Genomic DNA, 18,567 nt, shown 5'->3' on the forward strand with positions numbered 1-18,567 from the left:
GAGCGCCCCCCGCCGGAACATCGGCGGGGGGCGCTCGTCGTCGGATGGGCGTCAGCCGGTGGCGGCCCGTAGGAACGTCTCGACCGCCGCGCCCGCCGGCCCGGAGCCGTGCCCGCCACCGTGGACGAGCGCCGCCACGGCGACGTCGCCCTGGAACGCGATCATCCACGAGTCGACGCGCGCGTCGTCACCCGTGCCCGCCTCCGCGGAGCCGGTCTTCGCGAAGACGGGCTCGCCGGGGACGTCGGCGAGAAGGATGCCGGTGCCCTCCTCGACGACGGCGCGCATGTAGCCCGTGAGGGCGGCCGCCTCGTCGGCGGTGAGCGGCGACGGCGGCTCCTCGGCGGAGGCGGCGTCGTCGGCCACGGGCTCCGGACCGGTGACGAGGGTCGGGGCGAGCGTGCGGCCCGCCCGCACGGATGCGGCCGCCGTCGCCATGGCGAAGGGTGAGGCGAGGACCTCACCCTGACCGATGAGCGAGGCGGCCAGCGCGGTCCCGCTCGCGTCGGCAGACGCCGATCCGGTGAATCCCGGCCACGACCCCGTGAGGGGCTGCCCGATGCCGAGCGAGCGGGCGGCATCAGCCATGTCGGCGCCGGTGAGGCCGGCCCCGGCGTTGATGAGGGCGGTGTTGCACGACTGCGCGAGGGCCTGGGTGAGGGTGATGTCACCGAGGTAGGCGGCGGGGTAGCCCGGGTAGTTGCCGATCGTGTAGCCGGAGACGGTCGCCTCGGGGCTGCACGAGACCGTCGCGTCGGGCCCTGTCCCGGCGCGCAGGAGCGCGAGGGCCGTCACCACCTTGTACGTCGAGCCCGGCGCGAGGGTCGCGAGCATGGCCGTGCTCTGGCCCTCGCTGCCCGGCCCGCTCGCGACGGCGAGGATCTCGCCGGTCGACGGCCTGATCGCGACGAGGCCGGTGGGGGAGTCGGTGCCGGCGAGGGCGTCCTCGGCCGCGGTCTGCAGGCGCGGGTCGAGGGTGAGGGCGAGGGCCTCGCCGTCGGCGGGGGCCCGTTCGAACAGGACGGCGGCTCCCTCGCCCGTGCCCGCCGTGACGGTGAGGCCGGGCGTGCCGCGCAGCGCGGCGTCGTAGACCTGCTGGAGGCCGGAGAGGCCGACCTGGTCGCCGGGGCGGACGGCACCCTCGGACGCCTCGACGACCTCGGCGGTCGCCTCGCCCACGCGACCGAGGAGCGGCCGGGCCCACGTGGCGGTGGGTGCGAGGGGGATCTCGTCGGGGAGCGCCACGGCTCCAGGCACCCCGTCGAGCGCCGCGAGGTCGACGTCGGTGCTTCCCTCGCGGACGACGATCGCCTCGACGAAGGCGCGGGGACCGGCGGCAAGGACGCGGTCGGCGAACGCGGCGGGGTCCGCAAGCCCCGCCGCCGTGGCGACGGCCTCGGACGCGGCGCGGACGTCCGCCTCTGCCGTGCCCTCGACGAACCGTGTCTTGTCGATCCCGACGCGGCGGACGGGGCGGTCCGTGACGACGGGGGAGCCGTCGCCGGCGACGACCTCACCGCGGACGGCCGGCGTCCGCGAGAGGGCCAGCCCGGTGCCCTCGGACAGGCCGTCGGCGATGGCGGTGGGACCGACGAGGGGGACCCACACGCCCTCGGAGTCCTCGCGCACCGTCACCGAGGTGGCGTACTCCCAGTCCACGGCGCCGTCGGCGTCGAGGTCCCACGACCAGCTGAGGGCGACGCCCGCGGCGCGCGCGCTCACGCCGGCGGAGTCCTCCTCCTCCTGCGCCTCGCCCACACCGGCGACGTCGACCGTGCGGGGCAGCTCGGCGAGGTCGCCGAGCGGGGTGGTGAGGTCCGGCGGCGCCGTGCCACCCCACGACACCCCGGCGGGGTCTCCGCTCTCGAGGGCCGCCGCGAGGTCCTCCGCGACGGCGGCGATGTCCGCGGTGGGGTCGTTGCTGCACGCGGCGAGGCCGCCGGTGGTCACGAGGGCGAGAACGGGCAGGAGCGCGGCGGGCGACCGGTACCGGGAGTGGTTCACCCGACTCATTCTCGTCAGCGGCGGGCGCCATGTCGACGACATATGGCGGGTGGCGGGGCCGGGTTCGCCGGCGACGGCTCCGCGTGCGGAGGGCCGGCACACCTGCCTAGGCTCGGTCGAGGAACGATCCACGTGAAGGGACGCGCCATGACTGAGACCACTGCACCGGAGCAGGACGTCGTCGACATCCTCACGACCGACCACCGGGAGATGCTCGAGCTCCTCGGCCGGATCGAGGGGACGGCCGACGGCGCCGAGCGCCGCGACCTCGCCGACACCGTCATCGCCGAGGTCATGCGGCACGCCGTCGCCGAGGAGATGTTCGTCTACCCGGCGATCGAGGAGCACCTGCCCGACGGTGCCGCCGAGGTGGAGGAGGACAAGCGCGAGCACCAGCACATCGTCGAGCTCATGAAGCGGATCGAGGACGTCGACTCCTCCGAGCCCGTCTTCCTCGAGACGGTGCGCCAGCTCGAGGCCGAGCTGAGCCACCACATCGCCGAGGAGGAGGCGGAGCAGTTCCCGCAGCTGCGCGCGCACATCCCGCGGGAGAAGCTCGTCGCCATGGGCGCCAAGGTCGAGACCGCGAAGAAGCTCGCCCCCACGCGCCCGCACCCGAGCGCGCCGCACTCCGGGCTCTTCCACAAGACGGTCGGGCCGGGCGTCGGGATGGTCGACCGGCTCCTCGACAAGCTGAGCGGGCGCAACGCCGACAGCTGAGGGGCGCTGCGGCGCCTCAGGGCTTCGGTGGCATGGACGCCGCGGTGTCCATGCCGAGGGTGACCCACCTCCGCAGCTCGGCGTCCGAGCCGAGCGCCGTCGTGTCCACGTCCACCCACCCCGTGAGCTCGCGCCCGCCCATCTCCGTCGGCGAGACGTGCGGCTCGCCGAGGAGCGCGGCGGTGGCGGCCGGATCGACGCGGAGCATGAGCCCACCGTCCGGGCCGACCGCGACGCCCATGTGCCCGCCGACGAGGAACGCGAGCCCGCCGAACATCGCGCGCTCGCTCACGCCGTCCCGGTCCTGGAGCAGCGCGCGGACGCGGGCGGCGAGGTCCATGTCGTAGGCCATGGCGCCAGTATCCGACCGTGGGGGAGCGGCGTCACTGGAATGACCAGGGGAGTGGCGGGCGTTGCCCGGTAATGAAGAAGATCGGGTTCCTGTCCTTCGGTCACTGGACGCCGTCGCCGGCCTCGCAGGTGCGCTCGGCGTCGGACGCCCTGCTGCAGTCGGTCGAGCTGGCGGTCGCCGCGGAAGAGCTCGGCGCCGACGGCGCCTACTTCCGGGTGCACCACTTCGCCCGCCAGCTCGCGTCGCCGTTCCCGCTCCTCGCCGCGGTGGGCGCCCGGACGAAGCGGATCGAGGTGGGGACCGCCGTCATCGACATGCGGTACGAGAACCCCCTGTACATGGCCGAGGACGCCGGTGCCGCCGACCTCCTCGCCGGCGGGCGCCTGCAGCTGGGCATCAGCCGAGGGTCGCCCGAGCAGGTCATCGACGGCTACCGGTACTTCGGGTACCAGCCGGCCGCGGGGGAGAGCGACGCCGACATGGCGCGCCGGCACACCGACGTCTTCCTCGGTGTCATCGCCGGGGAGGGGTTCGCCGAGCCGAACCCGCGCCCGATGTTCCCCAACCCGCCTGGGCTGCTGCGGTTGGAGCCGCACTCCGAGGGCCTGCGGCAGCGGATCTGGTGGGGCGCCGGCTCGCGCTCCACCGCGGAGTGGGCGGCCCGCCGGGGGATGAACCTCATGAGCTCGACGCTCCTCACGGAGGACGCCGGCGTCCCCTTCCACCGCCTCCAGGCCGAGCAGATCGAGCGCTTCCGGACCGCGTGGGCTGAGGAGGGCCACGACTTCGCTCCGCGGGTGTCGGTGAGCCGGAGCATCTTCCCCATCGTCTCCGATCTCGATCGCCGGTACTTCGTCGGTGGGGGAGAGGGCCGCGACCAGGTCGGCATGCTCGAGGGCGGGCGCGCCATCTTCGGCCGCTCGTACGCCGCGGAGCCGGACGTGCTCGTCGAGCAGCTGCGCGAGGACGAGGCCGTCGCCGCCGCGGACACGCTCCTGCTCACCGTGCCGAACCAGCTCGGCGTCGACTACAACGCCCACGTCATCGAGAGTGTCCTTCGGCACGTTGCACCCGCTCTCGGCTGGCGGTGAGGACTGCGTGCCGCGGTAGGCGCGATGATGGAGGGATGACTGCCCCTACGTTCGACCTTGACCGGCTCCGCAGGTACCCGGACGTCGAGGCTCCCGACCTCGTGGCCGTCGACGCCACCGACCGGCTCGTGCTCGACGAGGCCGCTGCGGCTGTCGCGGCCGCCGCCCCCGGAGAGGTCGTCGTCATCGGGGACCGGTACGGCGCGCTCACCCTCGGGGCGGTGGCGTTCCACGGCGCGCAGGACGTGCGGGTGCACCAGGACACGCTCGTCCACGAGCGGGCCCTCGCGGCCAACGCCGAGCGGGAGGGCCTCACCGGCACGTTCCGTCCGCTCGGCCTCGCCCCGGAGCTCGTGGCCGGCGCCCGCGTCGTCCTCCTCCAGCTCCCGCGCGGGCTGGCGGCGCTCGAGGAGGTCGCTGAGCTCGTGGCCGCGCACGCGGCGCCCGACGTCGTCCTCATCGCGGGCGGACGCCTCAAGCACATGTCACGCAGCATGAACGATGTCCTCGGCCAGCACTTCGCCGACGTCACGGCGTCGCTCGCGCGGCAGAAGTCGCGCTGCCTCTTCGCACGCCAGCCGACGCCGTCAGACGCGTCCCCGTCGTTCCCGCGCAAGCACTTCGAGGAGGAGCACGGCCTGTGGATCGCCGCCCACGGCGCGGCGTTCGCGGGGCCCTCGCTCGACCTCGGGACCCGCTTCCTCCTGACGTTCCTCGACGAGATGAGCCCGGCGGCGCGCGACGCGATCGACCTCGGGTCCGGCACCGGGATCCTCGCGGCCCAGCTCGCCACGAAGCGCCCAGAGCTGCGCGTCGTCGCCACCGACACGTCGGAGGCCGCCGTGCGCTCCACCCGCGCCACGCTCGAGGCGAACGCGCTCACCGACCGCGTCGACGTCGTACGCTCCGACGGGCTCGAGTCCCGGCCGTCGCGCTCGACGGACCTCATCGTGTGCAACCCGCCCTTCCACGTGGGAGCCGTCCTTCAGCCCGACGTGGCGATCGAGCTGTTCAAGGACGCCGCGCGCGTGCTGCGCCCGGGGGGAGAGCTGTGGACGGTGTTCAACTCGCGGCTCGGCCACGCCGGCGCCCTGCGCCGCATCGTCGGCTCGACGAAGGTCATGGGGGACAACGGCAAGTTCACCGTCACGCGCTCGATCAAGCAGCCGAGCCGCGCCAAGGCGGAGTGATGGACGTTCCTCCGGGAACGCCTCGTCAACAGGTGTTGTGAGTGCGTGCCCGCCTAAGGGCGGGGGCGTGGGGACGGGGACGCCCTCCGCACCGGCCAGGGTGTACTGACATAATGTACATTATCGGCAACGCGCCGCGCACAACGCGGCCCGGGGCGACAGCTGGTGGACCGGGCACGGCGCGGCTCATGTCCACCGGTCACTCTCCCGTGAAGTGCTTCGTCATGCTGCTCTCTTCCGCCAGCTCGGTACATTCCCATGTGGTGACACATATTTCCCGTGCTGAGAACAGAAGCAGAGTCGCCGCACTGAATGCTGATCCAGCGGCCATGGCGAGCCACGGGAGAAATTCCCGGAGCTATCGGAGCGCGAGTCGCACACGCCCTCGGAAAGGCACCGGGACGCTATTCAGTCCATGCTGTGGTCGTCGGCCTCCAGCTCAGCGCGCCATGGCCGGTGGCCGAGCAGCTGTTGATCTACGGCCACCGCGCGGCGTCCAGGCAGAATGCCGTGTCGATGGCGAGACCCGCCAGGCAGGCGCCGTCGACGAGCTGGCGGTCGCCGATCGGCTCGTCAAGTTCGACCCTCACGGGGACGACGTCGTTGCCCTGGCAGGTGTGGATGCTCGTAGCGCTCCCGCCGAGCGGCGCGACGTCGACCTCGACGACAACACGGTCAGCCTCGTAGGTCACCTGTGGCTCGAGCACCTCGCCCGTGACGCCCGAGGCGCATGCGAGACGTGTGACACCGATGTCGATGCTCACGCTGCCTGCTGACACGGCCGCCGGGTCGCTCAGCGCCCACGTCGCGGCCTCTCCACTGGTGGTGCCCAGCGGCTGCACGCCATCGAGGGGCGTGATGAGTGCGAGACCGCGCTCGGTGCCCTCGACGGCGAAGTCGGTGTCGTCGAGGTAGAGGACGAGCCCGACGTCGGTGTCGAGCGGATCTCCCTCCGGGTACGTCGCCCCGCTGCACGTCACGGGAGTGGACGCGACCTCAAGCCGGTCGCCCACCTCGACGTCGCCCTTGCGCGCGGCCGTCACCTCGACGTCCCAGACCGACGCCTGTGCGCCGAACATCGATCGCTCCCCGACCCGCTCGTGGGCGATCGCCTCCACGACGATCGTGGAGGCGTCGCTCCTCGCCCGGGCATCCGGGAACTCGGCCCAGCTGACGCAGGTCTCGCTGGTCACGGTCGACCCGGTCTCGCTGGTCACAGGCGCCCCTGCCTCGCCGATGGGATCCGACCCGGCAGGCGCGACCGACGAGCAGCCGGCGAGGAGCGCGAGGACGGGCACCGCCGTCGTGAGCCTCGCTGCGGGGCGACGCGGTGCTGCCGCACGGCGTCTGGCCGACCTGTCCATACCGAGCATGTGTCCCGAGGGCGGCGAGTCTTGCGCGGAGGCGCCTTCGCCGAACCTACGATGCATGTCGTCGTGCCATGAACGGCACCGGCCTGTCCCCCACATGCCGAGGGAGTCGACGTGCGCGCGTCAGCAGCAGCAGTGTGGGAGGCGGTCCATGAGGAGCGTCGGCAGCTCGCCGCCGATCTCACTGACCTGCCCGACGAGGAGTGGGGTCGGGCGTCCTTGTGCCCGGGGTGGGACGTCCACGACGTCCTCGCCCACCTCGTCGACACCGCGCGGACGACGCGGCGCTCCTTCGTCCGCGACCTCCTCGCCGCACGGATGGACTTCGACCGCGCGAACGCCATGGGCATCGCGCGCGAGCGACGGCTGCATCCGCGGGAGACCGTCGCGGCGCTCCTCGACGTCGCGGACCTCACGCGCACTCCCCCGGCCAACCTCGCGACACGGCTCGTCGAGGCGATCGTCCACGGCGAGGACATCCGCCGCCCGCTCGGCATGACCGGCACCTACCCCGAGGACGCGATCCGCCAGGCCCTGGACCACCAGCTGCGCACGGCCGTCTCCTTCGGCGGAGGACGCGAGCGGGCCGCCGGCCTCTGTCTCGTCGACCGGAGCTCCGGGACCGCGTGGGGCGCCGGAGACGAGGTCGAGGCCGACGCCCTCGACCTCCTGCTCGCCGTCTCCGGACGCCCGGTGGACTCCGCGCGCCTCGGGGGGCCGGGAGCGAACCGTCTCCTCGGCGTGGCCACCCTCGAGCGGTAGGGCCGCCGCAGGCGGTCGGGTCAGGCGCCCGCGGTCCCCCGCGTCGGCGGCCGGCGCGTGTGCTCCGCCGGGCCGAAGACGACGAGGACGGTGAGGTCCTCGGTGATGTCGACGAACCGGTGCTCCTCGCCGGCGGGGACGAAGAGGACGCTCCCGGGACCGACGTCGGCCGTGCGACCCGGTGTCCACAGCCTGCCCACCCCCCGCAGGACGACGTAGATCTCGTCCTCGGTGTGCGGCTGCTGGCCGTCGACCCCGCCGGCCGGGATGACGTACGTCCCCAGGCTGAGGTCGGGCACGCGCAGGTTCTCCACGTACGACGTCGTTCCGTCCGCGCGGGTCGCACCCGCCTCGCTCACGATGATCACGGCCTCGATGCTGGCACGGGCCCCGGAGGCTGTGGGCGGGTTCGGGAGCCGACACGCCGGAGGCGGCGCAGACCGCCGCGCTACGGTGTGCCCACTCGGCGAAGGGGAGGACCTGTGTCAGCTGGTACGTCGCGCGCGCGACTGTGGACGCTCGCCCACGCGGAACGGGCCGCCCTCGCCGAGGACCTGAGCGACCTCACCGCCGCACAGTGGGCGGCGCCGTCGCTGTGCGGACGATGGACGGTCGAGGACGTCGTGGCGCACCTCACCGCGGCTGCGAGCCTAGGACCGCTCCGCTGGTTCGCGAGCGTCCTCGGTGCCCGGTTCGACTTCAACCTCCACAACGACCGACGGCTCGCGGAACATCGCGGCGCCACCCCGGCCGAGACCCTCGAACGCTTCCGCGGCGTCGTGACGAGCACCACCTCGGCGCCGGGACCGACGGCGGCCTGGCTCGGCGAGGTGGTCGTGCACGCGCAGGACGTCCGGCGCCCGCTCGGTCTCGTGCGGACACCCTCGCTAGCCGCCGCGACCGAGGTCGCCCAGTTCTACGTGCGCCGGGACTTCACCGTCGACAGCCGCGCCACCGCCGCGGGGCTGCGCCTCGAGGCGACCGACGGCCCGTTCGCGAGCGGCGCCGGTCCCCTCGTCTCCGGGACGACGCTCGCCCTCACGATGGCGATGGCCGGCCGGCGCGACTACTGCCGGGACCTCACCGGCCCCGGCGTGCCCCAGCTCAGCGCCCGTTGCGCCGGTCCGACCGACGACGGTCCCGGAGCCACGGCGCGCTGACGCGCCCGCGGTCGGTCGCCCGACGGTCCCCCGTGCCCCGGCTCGCCGCCGGCCTCACGCGCCGACGTAGGCGGCGAGGTGCTCCCCCGTCAGCGTGTCCCTGGCGGCGACGAGGTCGGCGGGCGGGCCCTCGAAGACGACCCGCCCGCCGTCGCGCCCCGCGCCCGGGCCGAGGTCGATGATCCAGTCGGCGTGCGCCATGACAGCCTGGTGGTGCTCGATGACGATGACCGAACAGCCCGAGTCGACCAGCCGGTCGAGGAGGCCGAGGAGCTGCTCCACGTCGGCGAGGTGCAGGCCCGTCGTCGGCTCGTCGAGGATGTACGTCCCGCCGGTGTCCCCCATGCGGGTGGCGAGCTTGAGCCGCTGCCGCTCGCCGCCGGACAGCGTCGTCAACGGCTGGCCCAGCGTGAGGTAGCCGAGCCCGACGTCCGCGAGCCGGTCGAGGACCTTGTGCGCTGCCGGTGTCCGCGCCTCCCCCGCACCGAAGAACTCCTCGGCCTGGGCGACGGACATCGCGAGCACCTCGGCGATGTTCCGCCCGCCGAGCGTGTACTCGAGCACCGCGGCCTGGTAGCGCCTGCCCTCGCACTCCTCGCACGTCGTCGCGACGGTCTCCATGACGCCGAGCTCGGTGTAGACGACACCCGCGCCGTTGCACGTCGGGCACGCACCCTCGGAGTTGGCGCTGAACAGCGCCGGCTTGACGCCGTTGGCCTTGGCGAACGCCTTGCGGATCGGCTCGAGGAGCCCGGTGTAGGTCGCCGGGTTGGATCGGCGCGACCCCTTGATGGCGGTCTGGTCGATGACGACGACGTCGTCCCGCTTCGCGAGGTTGCCGTGGATGAGGGAGGTCTTCCCGGACCCGGCCACCCCGGTGACGACCGTGAGCACCCCGGCGGGGACGTCGACGTCGACGCCGGTGAGGTTGTTCTGCCTCGCCCCACGGATCTCGAGCGCGCCGGTGGCGGTGCGGACCGACTCCTTGAGGCGTGCGCGGTCGTCGAGGTGCCGGCCGGTGAGGGTCTGGCTCCCCCGCAGGTCCTCCACCGCGCCCTCGAAGCAGATCGTGCCGCCGTCGGTCCCCGCCCCGGGACCGAGGTCGACGACGTGGTCGGCGATCGCGATGGTCTCCGGCTTGTGCTCGACGACGAGGACCGTGTTGCCCTTGTCCCGCAGGCGCAGCAGCAGGTCGTTCATGCGCTGGATGTCGTGCGGGTGCAGCCCGATCGTCGGCTCGTCGAAGACGTACGTGACGTCGGTGAGCGCGGAGCCGAGGTGCCGGATCATCTTCGTCCGCTGGGCCTCGCCCCCGGACAACGTCCCGGCTGGCCGGTCGAGGCTGAGGTAGCCGAGCCCGATCTCGACGAACGAGTCGAGTGTGTCTCCCAGGGTGCTCAGCAGCGGCGCCACCGACGGCTCGTCGAGCTCGCGGACCCAGCCGGCAAGGTCGCTGATCTGCATGGCGCACGCATCGGCGATGCTGATGCCCCTCACCTTCGAGGACCGTGCCGCCTCGCTCAGCCGTGTGCCGTCGCACTCGGGGCACGCCGTGAACGTGACGGCGCGGTCGACGAAGGCGCGGATGTGCGGCTGCATCGCCTCGCGGTCCTTGGACAGCATCGACTTCTGCAGCTTGGTGATGAGCCCCTCGAACGTGAGGTTGATGTTGTCGACCTTGACCTTCGTCGGCTCCTTGTAGAGCAGGTCGTCCAGCTCGCGCTTGGTGAAGTCCCGGATCGGCTTGTCCGCGTCGAAGAGGCCGGAGGCGGCGTAGATGCGGCCGTACCAGCCGTCCGCGCTGTAACCGGGCACCTTGAACGGTCCCTCGTTGAGGGACTTGCTGTCGTCGTAGAGCTCACCGAGGTCGAAGTCGGTGACGCGGCCCATGCCCTCGCAGCGCGGGCACATGCCGCCGGTGATGGAGAAGTCGCGGCGCTCCTTGACCGTCCTGCCGCCGGTCTCGAACGTGACGGCGCCCGCCCCGCTGATCGAGGCGACGTTGAACGAGAACGCCTGCGGCGAGCCGATGTGCGGCTCCCCCAGACGGCTGAAGAGGATGCGAAGCAGCGCGTTGGCGTCCGTCGCGGTCCCGACCGTCGAGCGCGGGTTCGCCCCCATCCGCTCCTGGTCGACGATGATCGCCGTCGTCAGCCCCTCGAGCACGTCGACGTCCGGGCGCGCCTGCGACGGCATGAAGCCCTGGAGGAAGGCGCTGTACGTCTCATTGATCATCCGCCGGGACTCGGCCGCGATCGTCGCGAACACAAGGGAGCTCTTGCCCGACCCGGACACGCCGGTGAACACCGTGAGACGGCGCTTCGGCAGGTCGACGCTGATGTTCTTGAGGTTGTTCTCGCGTGCGCCGTGGACGCGGATGAGGTCGTGGCTGTCGGCTGCGTGCATCGGGTCAGTGTCCCTCCTGGATGCGGACGAGGTTGCCCGCGGGATCCCGGAAGGCGCAGTCACGCACCCCGTACGGCTGCTCGGTCGGCTCCTGGACGACGTCGGCACCGCTGGCCTGCAGCCGGTCGAAGGTGGCGTCGAGGTCGTCGGTGGCCAGGTTGATGCCACCGAACGTGCCCTTGGCCATCATCTCCGCGATGGTGCGGCGCTCGTCGTCGGTGACGCCGGGGTCGGCAGCCGGTGGGTGCAGCACGATGGCCGTGTCGGGCTGGCCGGGCGGGCCGACGGTGATCCAGCGCATCCCGTCGTACCCGACGTCGAGTCGGACCTCGAAGCCGAGCGTGTCGCGGTAGAAGGCCAGAGCAGCCTCGGGGTCGTCGTGCGGGAGGAAGCTCGAGTGGATGGTGATGTCCATGGCGCTCACGCTAGAGCGGGCTCGGCGGCCGTCGCTTCTCGATTCCTGACCGGTCTCGTCACCTGCTTCGCGACGCACGCCGGCATCCCCGCCGTCGCCTGCGCCGCCCGCTCCCGGTAGACGCTCGGCGGCATGCCGACGAGCTCGCTGAAGCGGGTGCTGAACGTGCCCAACGACGAGCAGCCGACGGCGAAGCACACCTCGGTGACGGTGAGGTCGCCGCGCCGGAGCAGCGCCATCGCCCGCTCGATGCGGCGAGTCATGAGGTAGCCGTAGGGCGCCTCCCCGTAGGCGAGCCGGAACTGACGGCTCAGGTGACCGGCGGACATGTGCACGCCGCGGGCGAGCGACTCGACGTCGAGGGGCCGCGCGTACTCGCGGTCGATCCGGTCACGCACGCGGCGCAACCGGGCGAGGTCGCGCAGGCGCTGGGTGTCGGCGGCGCTGCTGCTCACGCCCGTGATCGTCCCACGGGGCACCGACGCTGCCTAGAGGTACCCGGCGCTAGCGGTCGAGGTCAGCGCCGGGCGCTCCGACCTCAGGTGCCACCGCAGCGGGAGCGTCGGGCTCCCAGCGGAGGAGGTCGCCGGGCTGGCACTCGAGGACCTCGCACAGGGCTGCGAGCGTCGTGAAGCGGACGGCCTTGGCGCGCCCGTTCTTGAGGACCGCGAGGTTGGCGGGAGTGATCCCGACGCGTTCGGCGAGCGTGCCCACGGACATCTTCCGCCGCGCGAGCATGACGTCGACGTCGACGACGATCGGCATCAGATCACCTCGTCGAGCTCGGCGCGGAGGTGGCTCGCCTCGGCGTCGCGGTCGACCGCCTGGGCCAGCAGCATCCGCATGACGTAGACGATGAGGGCCACCCCCGCCGTCAGCAGCGCGACGCCGCAGATGAGCAGGACGATGCCGGGCGCGATCCCGCCGGGCGCCAGCGTGCACGCGATGCCGAGGACGAGGACCGCGGCGGTCGCGATGGCACCGATGACGACGTCGACGTACCGGAACGCGGCGTGGGAGAAGACGGTCCCGGCCCGCACCATCGTCAGCAGCCGCCAGACGCACACGAGGGTCACCTGGACCGTGACGACGGCGAGGACGACGAGGGCGAGGAAGACGACGGCCAGGGCCGGGAGCGTGAGCGAGCCGAGGACCACGCTGCCCTCCCCCGCGAGGTCGTTCGCGAGCAGCGGCACCATGACGACCTGGACGACGAGCGTGCCGATGAGGCAGAGCGCGAGCACGACGCGCAACGCGTGGAGGGCGAGGTTGCCCATGAGAGCTCCTGTTGTCGAGTAACGATGACAATCTATCGTTAGTCGATCGGTTCGGCAAGTGCCTGGGGTTGCGTGCGTAGGGCGGGGGCGGAGCGTCAGGCCGATCTCCGGCCAAGTCCGCCCGGCGCCGGCGTGCGTCGGGGCATCATCGGAGCATGGGCGTACGCGCGGTGGTGGCCGCCGGTCTCGTGCTCCTCGGCGCGGCCGGATGCAGCGGCGCCGGCGGGCCGCCCGGCGGGGACCCGGAGACGACCGGCGTCGTGCGGACGCGCGACGGCGGGGCGTTCCTCGTCGAGTCCTCCGACGGCTACTTCGAGGGCATGAGCCTCCTGGGCGGGGATCCCCTGATCTACCGCGGCTCCGACGGTGCGGAGATCGGTGCCGTCGGGCTCGAGGAAGGCGCCACGGTCGAGGTGTGGATCGGCGGGCCCTGCGCCGAGTCCTACCCGGTCCAGTGCGACATCGAGGCCGTACGGGTCCTGGACCGGTGACCGACGCAGGCCCGGCGCGTGCAGGTGCGTCCCGCGTCCCGGTGCGGGCGCTCGTCGACGCCGTGGCCGCCGGGCTCCGGCGGCCCGTGACGGCCGACGACTGGCGCCCCGCCGTCCAGGGGGCCGTCGGTCACGTCGTCGGGCTGAGCGATGCCGAGGGCGCCGCGTACGTCGCCAAGGTCTACGCCGCCGACGCGCACCGGCGGGCAGAGACGGAGGAGGTGGCGCTGCGCCTCCTCCGTGACGTCGACGGTGTCCCCGCGCCCGACGTCGTCCTGGTCGACGCCCTGCCTGGCGGGCGCCCGTTCGTCCTCCTCACACGCCTGCCCGGCGTGCGGTGGGCGGACCGGCGAGCGCGCCTCGACCGTGCCGAGCACGCAGAGCTGCTCCGTGAGGTTGCCGACGTCCTGCGCCGGGTCCACGCGGTTCGCGGCTCCAGGTTCGGCAGCGTCGGCAGCGTCGGCAGCGTCGGCAGCCGAGCCGAGCACCGGCGCGCCACGGCGTGGGACCGGCTCGGCGACGTGCTCGCCCGGGAGCTGCCCGCCTTCCTCTCGCACGGCGGCTCCCCCGACCTCGCCCGGCGCGTGCGGGACCACGTCCTGCGCCGCCGCGACCTCTTCCCGGCCGAGCTGGCACCGACGCTGTGCCACAACGATCTCAACGGCGGGAACGTCCTCGTCACGCCCACGGGCAAGGCGCGCGTCACGGGAGTCGTCGACCTCGAGCGCGCCTCGTGGGACGACCCGCTGTCCGACCTTGCGCTCACGGTCCGCCACGTGCGCCAGCACGACCCCTCCCTCGTGCCGACCCTCCTCGAGCGGTACGGCCTCGCCGACGGCGGTGCGTCGGAGCGGCTCGAGACCCACGTCCTCCTCGGCGTGCTCGCCGAGCGCACGTGGGTGGCGCTCGACCGCCCGCCGGGGTGGGCCGCCACCGTGGCGGCGCTCGACGCCGTGCTGGAGGAGACCGCAGAAGGATGAGGCACCTGGCGCGGACGCCGAGGACGACCGGTACGACTGGTACGACTGGTACGACGACGATCACTGGGACGAGGGCGACCCGGGCTGGGAGCCCCCGTCCCCGGTCGTCCGCACCGACGAGGAGGTGCTCGACCACACGAGCGCGCTCGTCGCCGTCGACAGGGACGGGCCCTTCACGGTGTGGATCGCCTTCCTCGACGAGGACGGGGCGTCGACGTGACCCGCCCCGCCGCGTGCGGTCCGCCGTCAGGCGGCGTCGGGACCCGGTGCCGCGTCGTCGATGGCCACGAGGTCCTCGAGCGTCGGTTCCCACCCGGCCGCAGCCGCGTTCGCGCGCACCTGCTCGGGCCGGCTCGCTCCAGCGATGACCGAGGTGACCGCGGGCTGGGCGGCGAGGCCGCCGATGGCGAGGGTGAGCAGGGAGATCCCGCGCGCGTCGGCGACGGCGGTGAGCGCCTCGATGCGGTCGAAGTCGGCCGCGGCGAGCCGTTCGGGCTTGTCCGCGAGGCGGGTGCCGGGCTCGGGCTCCGTGTCGCGACGGTACTTGCCGGTGAGGAGGCCGGAGGCGAGCGGGAAGTAGGGAAGGATCCCGGCGCCGACGTGCTCGGCGGCCGGGACCACCTCGGCCTCGATGCCGCGGGAGAGCAGCGAGTACTCGTTCTGGATCGAGACGAACGGCGTCGTCCCGCCGGCGCGGGCCGTCCAGTCCGCGTCGACGACCTGCCAGCCCGCGAAGTTCGAGCAGCCGACGTAGCGCACCTTGCCCTCGAGGACGAGCTCGTGCAGGGCGGCGAGAGTCTCTTCGATCGGGGTGAGCGGGTCGGGACGGTGGATCTGGTAGAGGTCGATGTGGTCCGTGCCGAGGCGGCGCAACGACCCCTCGACGGCGCGGCGGATGTAGCGCCGCGAGCCGCGCACACCCCAGTCGGGTCCGTTGAGGCCGTGGACGTCCATCCCGAACTTCGTGGCGACGACGGCGTCAGCGCGGCGCGAGCCCAGGGCGCGCCCGAGGAGCTCCTCGCTCTGACCCGGCTCGGCGCCGTAGGTGTCGGCCGTGTCGAACAGGGTGATCCCGGCGTCGAGGGCGGCGTCGACGACGCCCGCGACGTCGTCCGGGGCCACCGACCGCCCGAAACTGTTGCAGCCGAGGCCCACCGCTGAGACGGTGAGGCCGCTGGCACCAAGCTGTCGGAATGTCATCTCGCTCACACGCAGCATCCTAACGGCGCATCTTCACGCGGTTTTCACCGAACCTTCACCGCGTGGCCGGAACACAACGGGAGGTCGTGGCGTTGGGCCAGATAGAGCACGACGAGAGAGTGCGCCGACGGCGCATCGACGACCACCACCACGAGGGAGACCAGTCATGGCTGATCGATCACTGCGCGGAATGAAGATCGGCGCGAACAGCCTGGAGTCCGACCGGGGCGTGGACTTCGCTCCGCGGACCGAGGCCCACTACGACTGCCCGAACGGCCACACCGTAGTGCTTCCCTTCGCCCACGACGCGGACGTCCCCGCCCTGTGGGAGTGCCGCTGCGGCGAGCAGGCGCTGCTGCGTGACGCCACGATGCCCGAGCCGACCAAGCCGGTCAAGGCCCCGCGCACGCACTGGGACATGCTCCTCGAGCGTCGCACGGTCGCTGACCTCGAGGTCCTCCTCCAGGAGCGGCTCGAGCTGCTCCGCAGCGGCCAGCTCCGCCGCCGCAGCGCCTGACGCACCGCCAGGCACGTGACGGCACCCTGACGTAGCCGACCGACGGCCCACCAGCTCAGCAGCTGGTGGGCCGTCGGCGTCCGTACGCGGGGTCACCGGCCCTGGCCGAGCGGGTGCCGCCCGACCCGGGCCGTCGTCGTCCGTACCCCGGGGGCACCGGCCCTGGCCGGGCAGACGGCCGTCAGGCGGTGCGCCGTCAGGCGGTGCGACGCTGCGCGCCGACGAGCCGACGGAGCTGGCCGGCCCGGTGCGCGAGCCCCCACTGCGTCGTGCGCAGGAGCGCCTCGGCGACGATCTTCTGGCTCATCTTCGACGTGCCCTCCGCGCGCTCGACGAAGCTGATCGGTACCTCGACGATGCGGCCCCCGAGCCGGTGGACCCGCCACGTCATGTCGACCTGGAAGCAGTACCCCTGCGACTCGATCTCGCCCAGCGGGAGACGGCGCAGCGTGCCGGCGCGGAACACGCGGAACCCACCGGTCGCGTCCCGCACCGGCAGGCCGAGCATGAGGCGGACGTAGACGTTCCCCCCGCGGGAGAGGACCTCGCGGTGCCGGGGCCAGTTGACGACCTCGCCCCCGGGTACCCACCGGGACCCGAGGACGAGGTCGGGCGCGTCCGCCTGCGCGGCGCGCGCGAGGAGGGCGGGCAGCTGCTCGGGGCGGTGGGAGCCGTCGGCGTCCATCTCGACGACGAGCTCGTACCCGCGCTCGAGGGCCCACGCGAACCCCGCGACGTACGCCCGGCCGAGCCCCTCCTTGCCGGCGCGGTGCATGACGTGGATCTGGTCGTCCGAGGCGGCCGCCTCGTCGGCGAGCGTGCCGGTGCCGTCCGGGCTGTTGTCGTCGGCGACGAGGATGTCCGCGGCGGGCACGGCTGAGCGCGTGCCCGCGAGCGCCCGCGGCAGCGTCTCACGCTCGTTGTAGGTGGGAATGATGACGAGGGTCTTCATCGGCTGCTCCTGCTAGGCGCGCCGCGGGTACGACGCTGGGAGATGGTGCTGCGCACTCCACCGAGCAGGGCGATCCCGGCGACGGCGCCCGCCACGATAGCGGGCACGGGGCCGAGCCTGTCCGCGATGGTCAGGCTCGTGCGCAGCGGGAGCGTGGCGACGAGCTGCTCGGCCGTGAAGAGCCCGCCGGTGTCCATGACCACGCCGTTCGGGGCGATGATCGCGCTGATCCCCACCGTGGAGATCTGCACCGTCGCCCGCCCGTGCTCGACGGAGCGGAACACCGACATCGCGAGCTGCTGGCGCGACTCCTGCGTGTAGCCGAACGAGGAGTTGTTCGTCGGCACGACGAGGACCTCTCCCCCGGCGCGCACGGCGTCACGCACGAGGCCGTCGTAGGCGACCTCGAAGCAGATGGCGACGGCGAGGTCGACGACGCGCCCGAGCCGCTCGCTCTCGAGCGGGACGATGCCGACCTCGGTGCCGGGCAGCATGTCGGTCCCGACGAGGTCGACCGCGGAGCTGAACCGCCGGAACAGGTCACGCATCGGCATGTACTCGCCGAACGGGGCGGGGTGCTGCTTCGTGTAGGACTCGACGGCGCCCTCGCCCGGCTCCCACAGGACTGCGTCGTTGAAACGGTAGCCGTCCTCGTAGCGGATGGCGCCGACGAGCACGGGGGCCGCGACGGCACCGGCTGCCTCCTCGACGAGCGACGCGGCCTCGGCGTCGGCCCGCGGGTCGATGTCGGCGGCGTTCTCCGGCCACAGGACGACGTCGAGCTCGCCCGGCTCCACCTGGTCGAGAAGGGCGACGGTGCCGTCGACGTGCCGCTCGAGGACGTCACGGCGGACGGCGAAGGCGTCGAGGCCGGGGCCGGGGACGTTGCCCTGGACGGCGCCGACGCGGAGCGTGCCGGCCTCGGCGCGTGTGTCGACGGGGACGACGAGCCCGACGGCGACGAGCGCGGCGCCGACGAGGAGTGCAGCGCTCGCGCGTCCGACGTCGACGCGGCGCAGGGCGAGCAGCGCGTGAGCGAGGAGCGCCCCGACGGCGACGACGACCGCACCGACGAGGGGCGTGCTCCCGAGCGCGGCGAGCCGCAGGAGCGGCCCCTCGGTCTGGGAGAAGGCGAGCAGGCCCCACGGCAGGCCGCCGAAGGGCCACGCGGCGCGCACCTGCTCGACGCCCACCCACAGCGCCGCGACGACGACGAGGCGCAGCCACGCCCGCTCGCGGACGGGTCTGCTCCGGCGCGCGAGGCTCCACGCGAGCGCGAAGCAACCGAGGAGGAGGGACTCGGCGGTGGCGAGGGCGACCCACGGGACGACGCCGGCTGCCTCGTTGGCCCACCACAGGTGCGGGAAGAAGAACGCAGCGCCCCACACGGCTCCGTAGGCGAACGACCGACCGGCGGTGGCGTCCCGCAGCGCGAGGAGCAGCAGGGCGATGCCGACGAACGCCATCGGCCACCAGGACCGGCCGGGGAACGCGGCGTCCGTGGCGAAGCCGCCTGCCACGGCGAGGAGCAGGCTCACGGCCGGCGACGGAGGGGGCAGGGGCACCGCTCGAGAATACGTTCTCAGGCCGCGGGTTCCGAACCGGCGGCGCGTGCCGCAACCCCGCTGCGGCGGTGCTCGCGGGGGAGGCAGTGACCGACCCGCGTGTCCTTCGGACCGG

20 protein-coding genes are annotated in these 18,567 nt (G+C 73.1%); 8 read left to right on the plus strand and 12 right to left on the minus strand.

Going from position 1 to position 18,567, the window contains the following annotated elements:
• Positions 1–51: 51 nt before the first annotated feature.
• On the minus strand, positions 52–2,004 hold the full coding sequence (locus tag V2J63_RS08775) for a penicillin-binding transpeptidase domain-containing protein (RefSeq protein WP_331230646.1): 1,953 nt from the start codon (positions 2,002–2,004) through the stop codon (positions 52–54).
• A gap of 147 nt (positions 2,005–2,151) precedes the next feature.
• Here V2J63_RS08775 and V2J63_RS08780 point away from each other — a divergent pair, with 147 nt between their 5' ends.
• The gene (locus tag V2J63_RS08780; RefSeq protein WP_331230647.1) at positions 2,152–2,724 is read left to right on the plus strand and encodes a hemerythrin domain-containing protein; all 573 of its coding nucleotides are present in this window, start codon (positions 2,152–2,154) and stop codon (positions 2,722–2,724) included.
• 16 nt (positions 2,725–2,740) lie between these two features.
• On the opposite strand, the gene V2J63_RS08785 is transcribed toward V2J63_RS08780, so the two are convergent.
• On the minus strand, positions 2,741–3,076 hold the full coding sequence (locus V2J63_RS08785; RefSeq protein ID WP_331230648.1) for a TfoX/Sxy family protein: 336 nt from the start codon (positions 3,074–3,076) through the stop codon (positions 2,741–2,743).
• A gap of 71 nt (positions 3,077–3,147) precedes the next feature.
• Here V2J63_RS08785 and V2J63_RS08790 point away from each other — a divergent pair, with 71 nt between their 5' ends.
• Positions 3,148–4,167, plus strand: coding sequence for an LLM class flavin-dependent oxidoreductase (locus V2J63_RS08790; RefSeq protein ID WP_331230649.1), 1,020 nt, complete (start codon positions 3,148–3,150; stop codon positions 4,165–4,167).
• A gap of 35 nt (positions 4,168–4,202) precedes the next feature.
• Complete coding sequence (locus tag V2J63_RS08795) at positions 4,203–5,357, plus strand: class I SAM-dependent methyltransferase (protein WP_331230650.1); 1,155 nt, start codon at positions 4,203–4,205, stop codon at positions 5,355–5,357.
• Between the two features lie 476 nt (positions 5,358–5,833).
• On the opposite strand, the gene V2J63_RS08800 is transcribed toward V2J63_RS08795, so the two are convergent.
• A complete protein-coding gene (locus tag V2J63_RS08800; RefSeq protein ID WP_331230651.1) occupies positions 5,834–6,574 on the minus strand; it encodes a hypothetical protein in 741 nt (246 codons plus the stop codon).
• Between the two features lie 267 nt (positions 6,575–6,841).
• On the opposite strand from V2J63_RS08800, the gene V2J63_RS08805 reads away from it, so the two are divergent.
• Positions 6,842–7,489 (plus strand): maleylpyruvate isomerase family mycothiol-dependent enzyme, encoded by a 648-nt coding sequence (locus V2J63_RS08805; RefSeq protein WP_331230652.1) that lies wholly within the window; start codon positions 6,842–6,844, stop codon positions 7,487–7,489.
• Positions 7,490–7,509: 20 nt separating this feature from the next.
• Here the strand turns inward: V2J63_RS08805 and V2J63_RS08810 are convergent, their stop codons facing one another.
• The gene (locus V2J63_RS08810; RefSeq protein ID WP_331230653.1) at positions 7,510–7,857 is read right to left on the minus strand and encodes a cupin domain-containing protein; all 348 of its coding nucleotides are present in this window, start codon (positions 7,855–7,857) and stop codon (positions 7,510–7,512) included.
• A gap of 114 nt (positions 7,858–7,971) precedes the next feature.
• On the opposite strand from V2J63_RS08810, the gene V2J63_RS08815 reads away from it, so the two are divergent.
• Positions 7,972–8,649 carry a maleylpyruvate isomerase family mycothiol-dependent enzyme gene (locus tag V2J63_RS08815; protein ID WP_331230654.1) on the plus strand — a complete coding sequence of 226 codons (678 nt, stop codon included), beginning with the start codon at positions 7,972–7,974 and terminating at the stop codon, positions 8,647–8,649.
• Between the two features lie 54 nt (positions 8,650–8,703).
• Here the strand turns inward: V2J63_RS08815 and V2J63_RS08820 are convergent, their stop codons facing one another.
• The 5 genes from V2J63_RS08820 to V2J63_RS08840 are packed head-to-tail and all read right to left on the minus strand — an operon-like array spanning position 8,704 to position 12,747.
• Complete coding sequence (locus tag V2J63_RS08820; protein WP_331230655.1) at positions 8,704–11,055, minus strand: excinuclease ABC subunit UvrA; 2,352 nt, start codon at positions 11,053–11,055, stop codon at positions 8,704–8,706.
• A 4-nt stretch (positions 11,056–11,059) separates the two neighbouring features.
• Entirely contained in the window at positions 11,060–11,470 is a 411-nt protein-coding gene (locus tag V2J63_RS08825) for a VOC family protein (protein WP_331230656.1), read from the minus strand.
• Between the two features lie 5 nt (positions 11,471–11,475).
• Complete coding sequence (locus tag V2J63_RS08830; RefSeq protein ID WP_331230657.1) at positions 11,476–11,925, minus strand: helix-turn-helix transcriptional regulator; 450 nt, start codon at positions 11,923–11,925, stop codon at positions 11,476–11,478.
• Between the two features lie 49 nt (positions 11,926–11,974).
• Entirely contained in the window at positions 11,975–12,235 is a 261-nt protein-coding gene (locus V2J63_RS08835) for a helix-turn-helix domain-containing protein (protein ID WP_331230658.1), read from the minus strand.
• The gene (locus tag V2J63_RS08840; protein WP_331230659.1) at positions 12,235–12,747 is read right to left on the minus strand and encodes a DUF2975 domain-containing protein; all 513 of its coding nucleotides are present in this window, start codon (positions 12,745–12,747) and stop codon (positions 12,235–12,237) included. The genes V2J63_RS08835 and V2J63_RS08840 overlap by 1 nt, the downstream gene beginning before the upstream one ends.
• 155 nt (positions 12,748–12,902) lie before the next feature.
• Between V2J63_RS08840 and V2J63_RS08845 the strand changes: the two genes are divergently transcribed.
• Both V2J63_RS08845 and V2J63_RS08850 read left to right on the plus strand, forming a co-directional pair.
• The gene (locus V2J63_RS08845) at positions 12,903–13,238 is read left to right on the plus strand and encodes a hypothetical protein (protein ID WP_331230660.1); all 336 of its coding nucleotides are present in this window, start codon (positions 12,903–12,905) and stop codon (positions 13,236–13,238) included.
• Positions 13,235–14,218 (plus strand): phosphotransferase family protein, encoded by a 984-nt coding sequence (locus tag V2J63_RS08850; protein ID WP_331230661.1) that lies wholly within the window; start codon positions 13,235–13,237, stop codon positions 14,216–14,218. The genes V2J63_RS08845 and V2J63_RS08850 overlap by 4 nt, the downstream gene beginning before the upstream one ends.
• Before the next feature lie 246 nt (positions 14,219–14,464).
• Here V2J63_RS08850 and V2J63_RS08855 read toward each other — a convergent pair whose 3' ends face one another.
• The gene (locus V2J63_RS08855; protein ID WP_331230721.1) at positions 14,465–15,418 is read right to left on the minus strand and encodes an aldo/keto reductase; all 954 of its coding nucleotides are present in this window, start codon (positions 15,416–15,418) and stop codon (positions 14,465–14,467) included.
• A gap of 166 nt (positions 15,419–15,584) precedes the next feature.
• On the opposite strand from V2J63_RS08855, the gene V2J63_RS08860 reads away from it, so the two are divergent.
• A complete protein-coding gene (locus V2J63_RS08860; protein ID WP_331230662.1) occupies positions 15,585–15,935 on the plus strand; it encodes an RNA polymerase-binding protein RbpA in 351 nt (116 codons plus the stop codon).
• A gap of 196 nt (positions 15,936–16,131) precedes the next feature.
• Here the strand turns inward: V2J63_RS08860 and V2J63_RS08865 are convergent, their stop codons facing one another.
• Both V2J63_RS08865 and lnt read right to left on the minus strand, forming a co-directional pair.
• On the minus strand, positions 16,132–16,887 hold the full coding sequence (locus V2J63_RS08865) for a polyprenol monophosphomannose synthase (RefSeq protein WP_331230663.1): 756 nt from the start codon (positions 16,885–16,887) through the stop codon (positions 16,132–16,134).
• The gene (gene lnt, locus V2J63_RS08870; protein WP_331230664.1) at positions 16,884–18,452 is read right to left on the minus strand and encodes an apolipoprotein N-acyltransferase; all 1,569 of its coding nucleotides are present in this window, start codon (positions 18,450–18,452) and stop codon (positions 16,884–16,886) included. The genes V2J63_RS08865 and lnt overlap by 4 nt, the downstream gene beginning before the upstream one ends.
• Between the last annotated feature and the right edge of the window lie 115 nt (positions 18,453–18,567).

This window comes from Georgenia wangjunii (genome assembly GCF_036421975.1).
In the GTDB taxonomy this organism is placed as follows: Bacteria; Actinomycetota; Actinomycetes; order Actinomycetales; family Actinomycetaceae; genus Georgenia_A; species Georgenia_A wangjunii.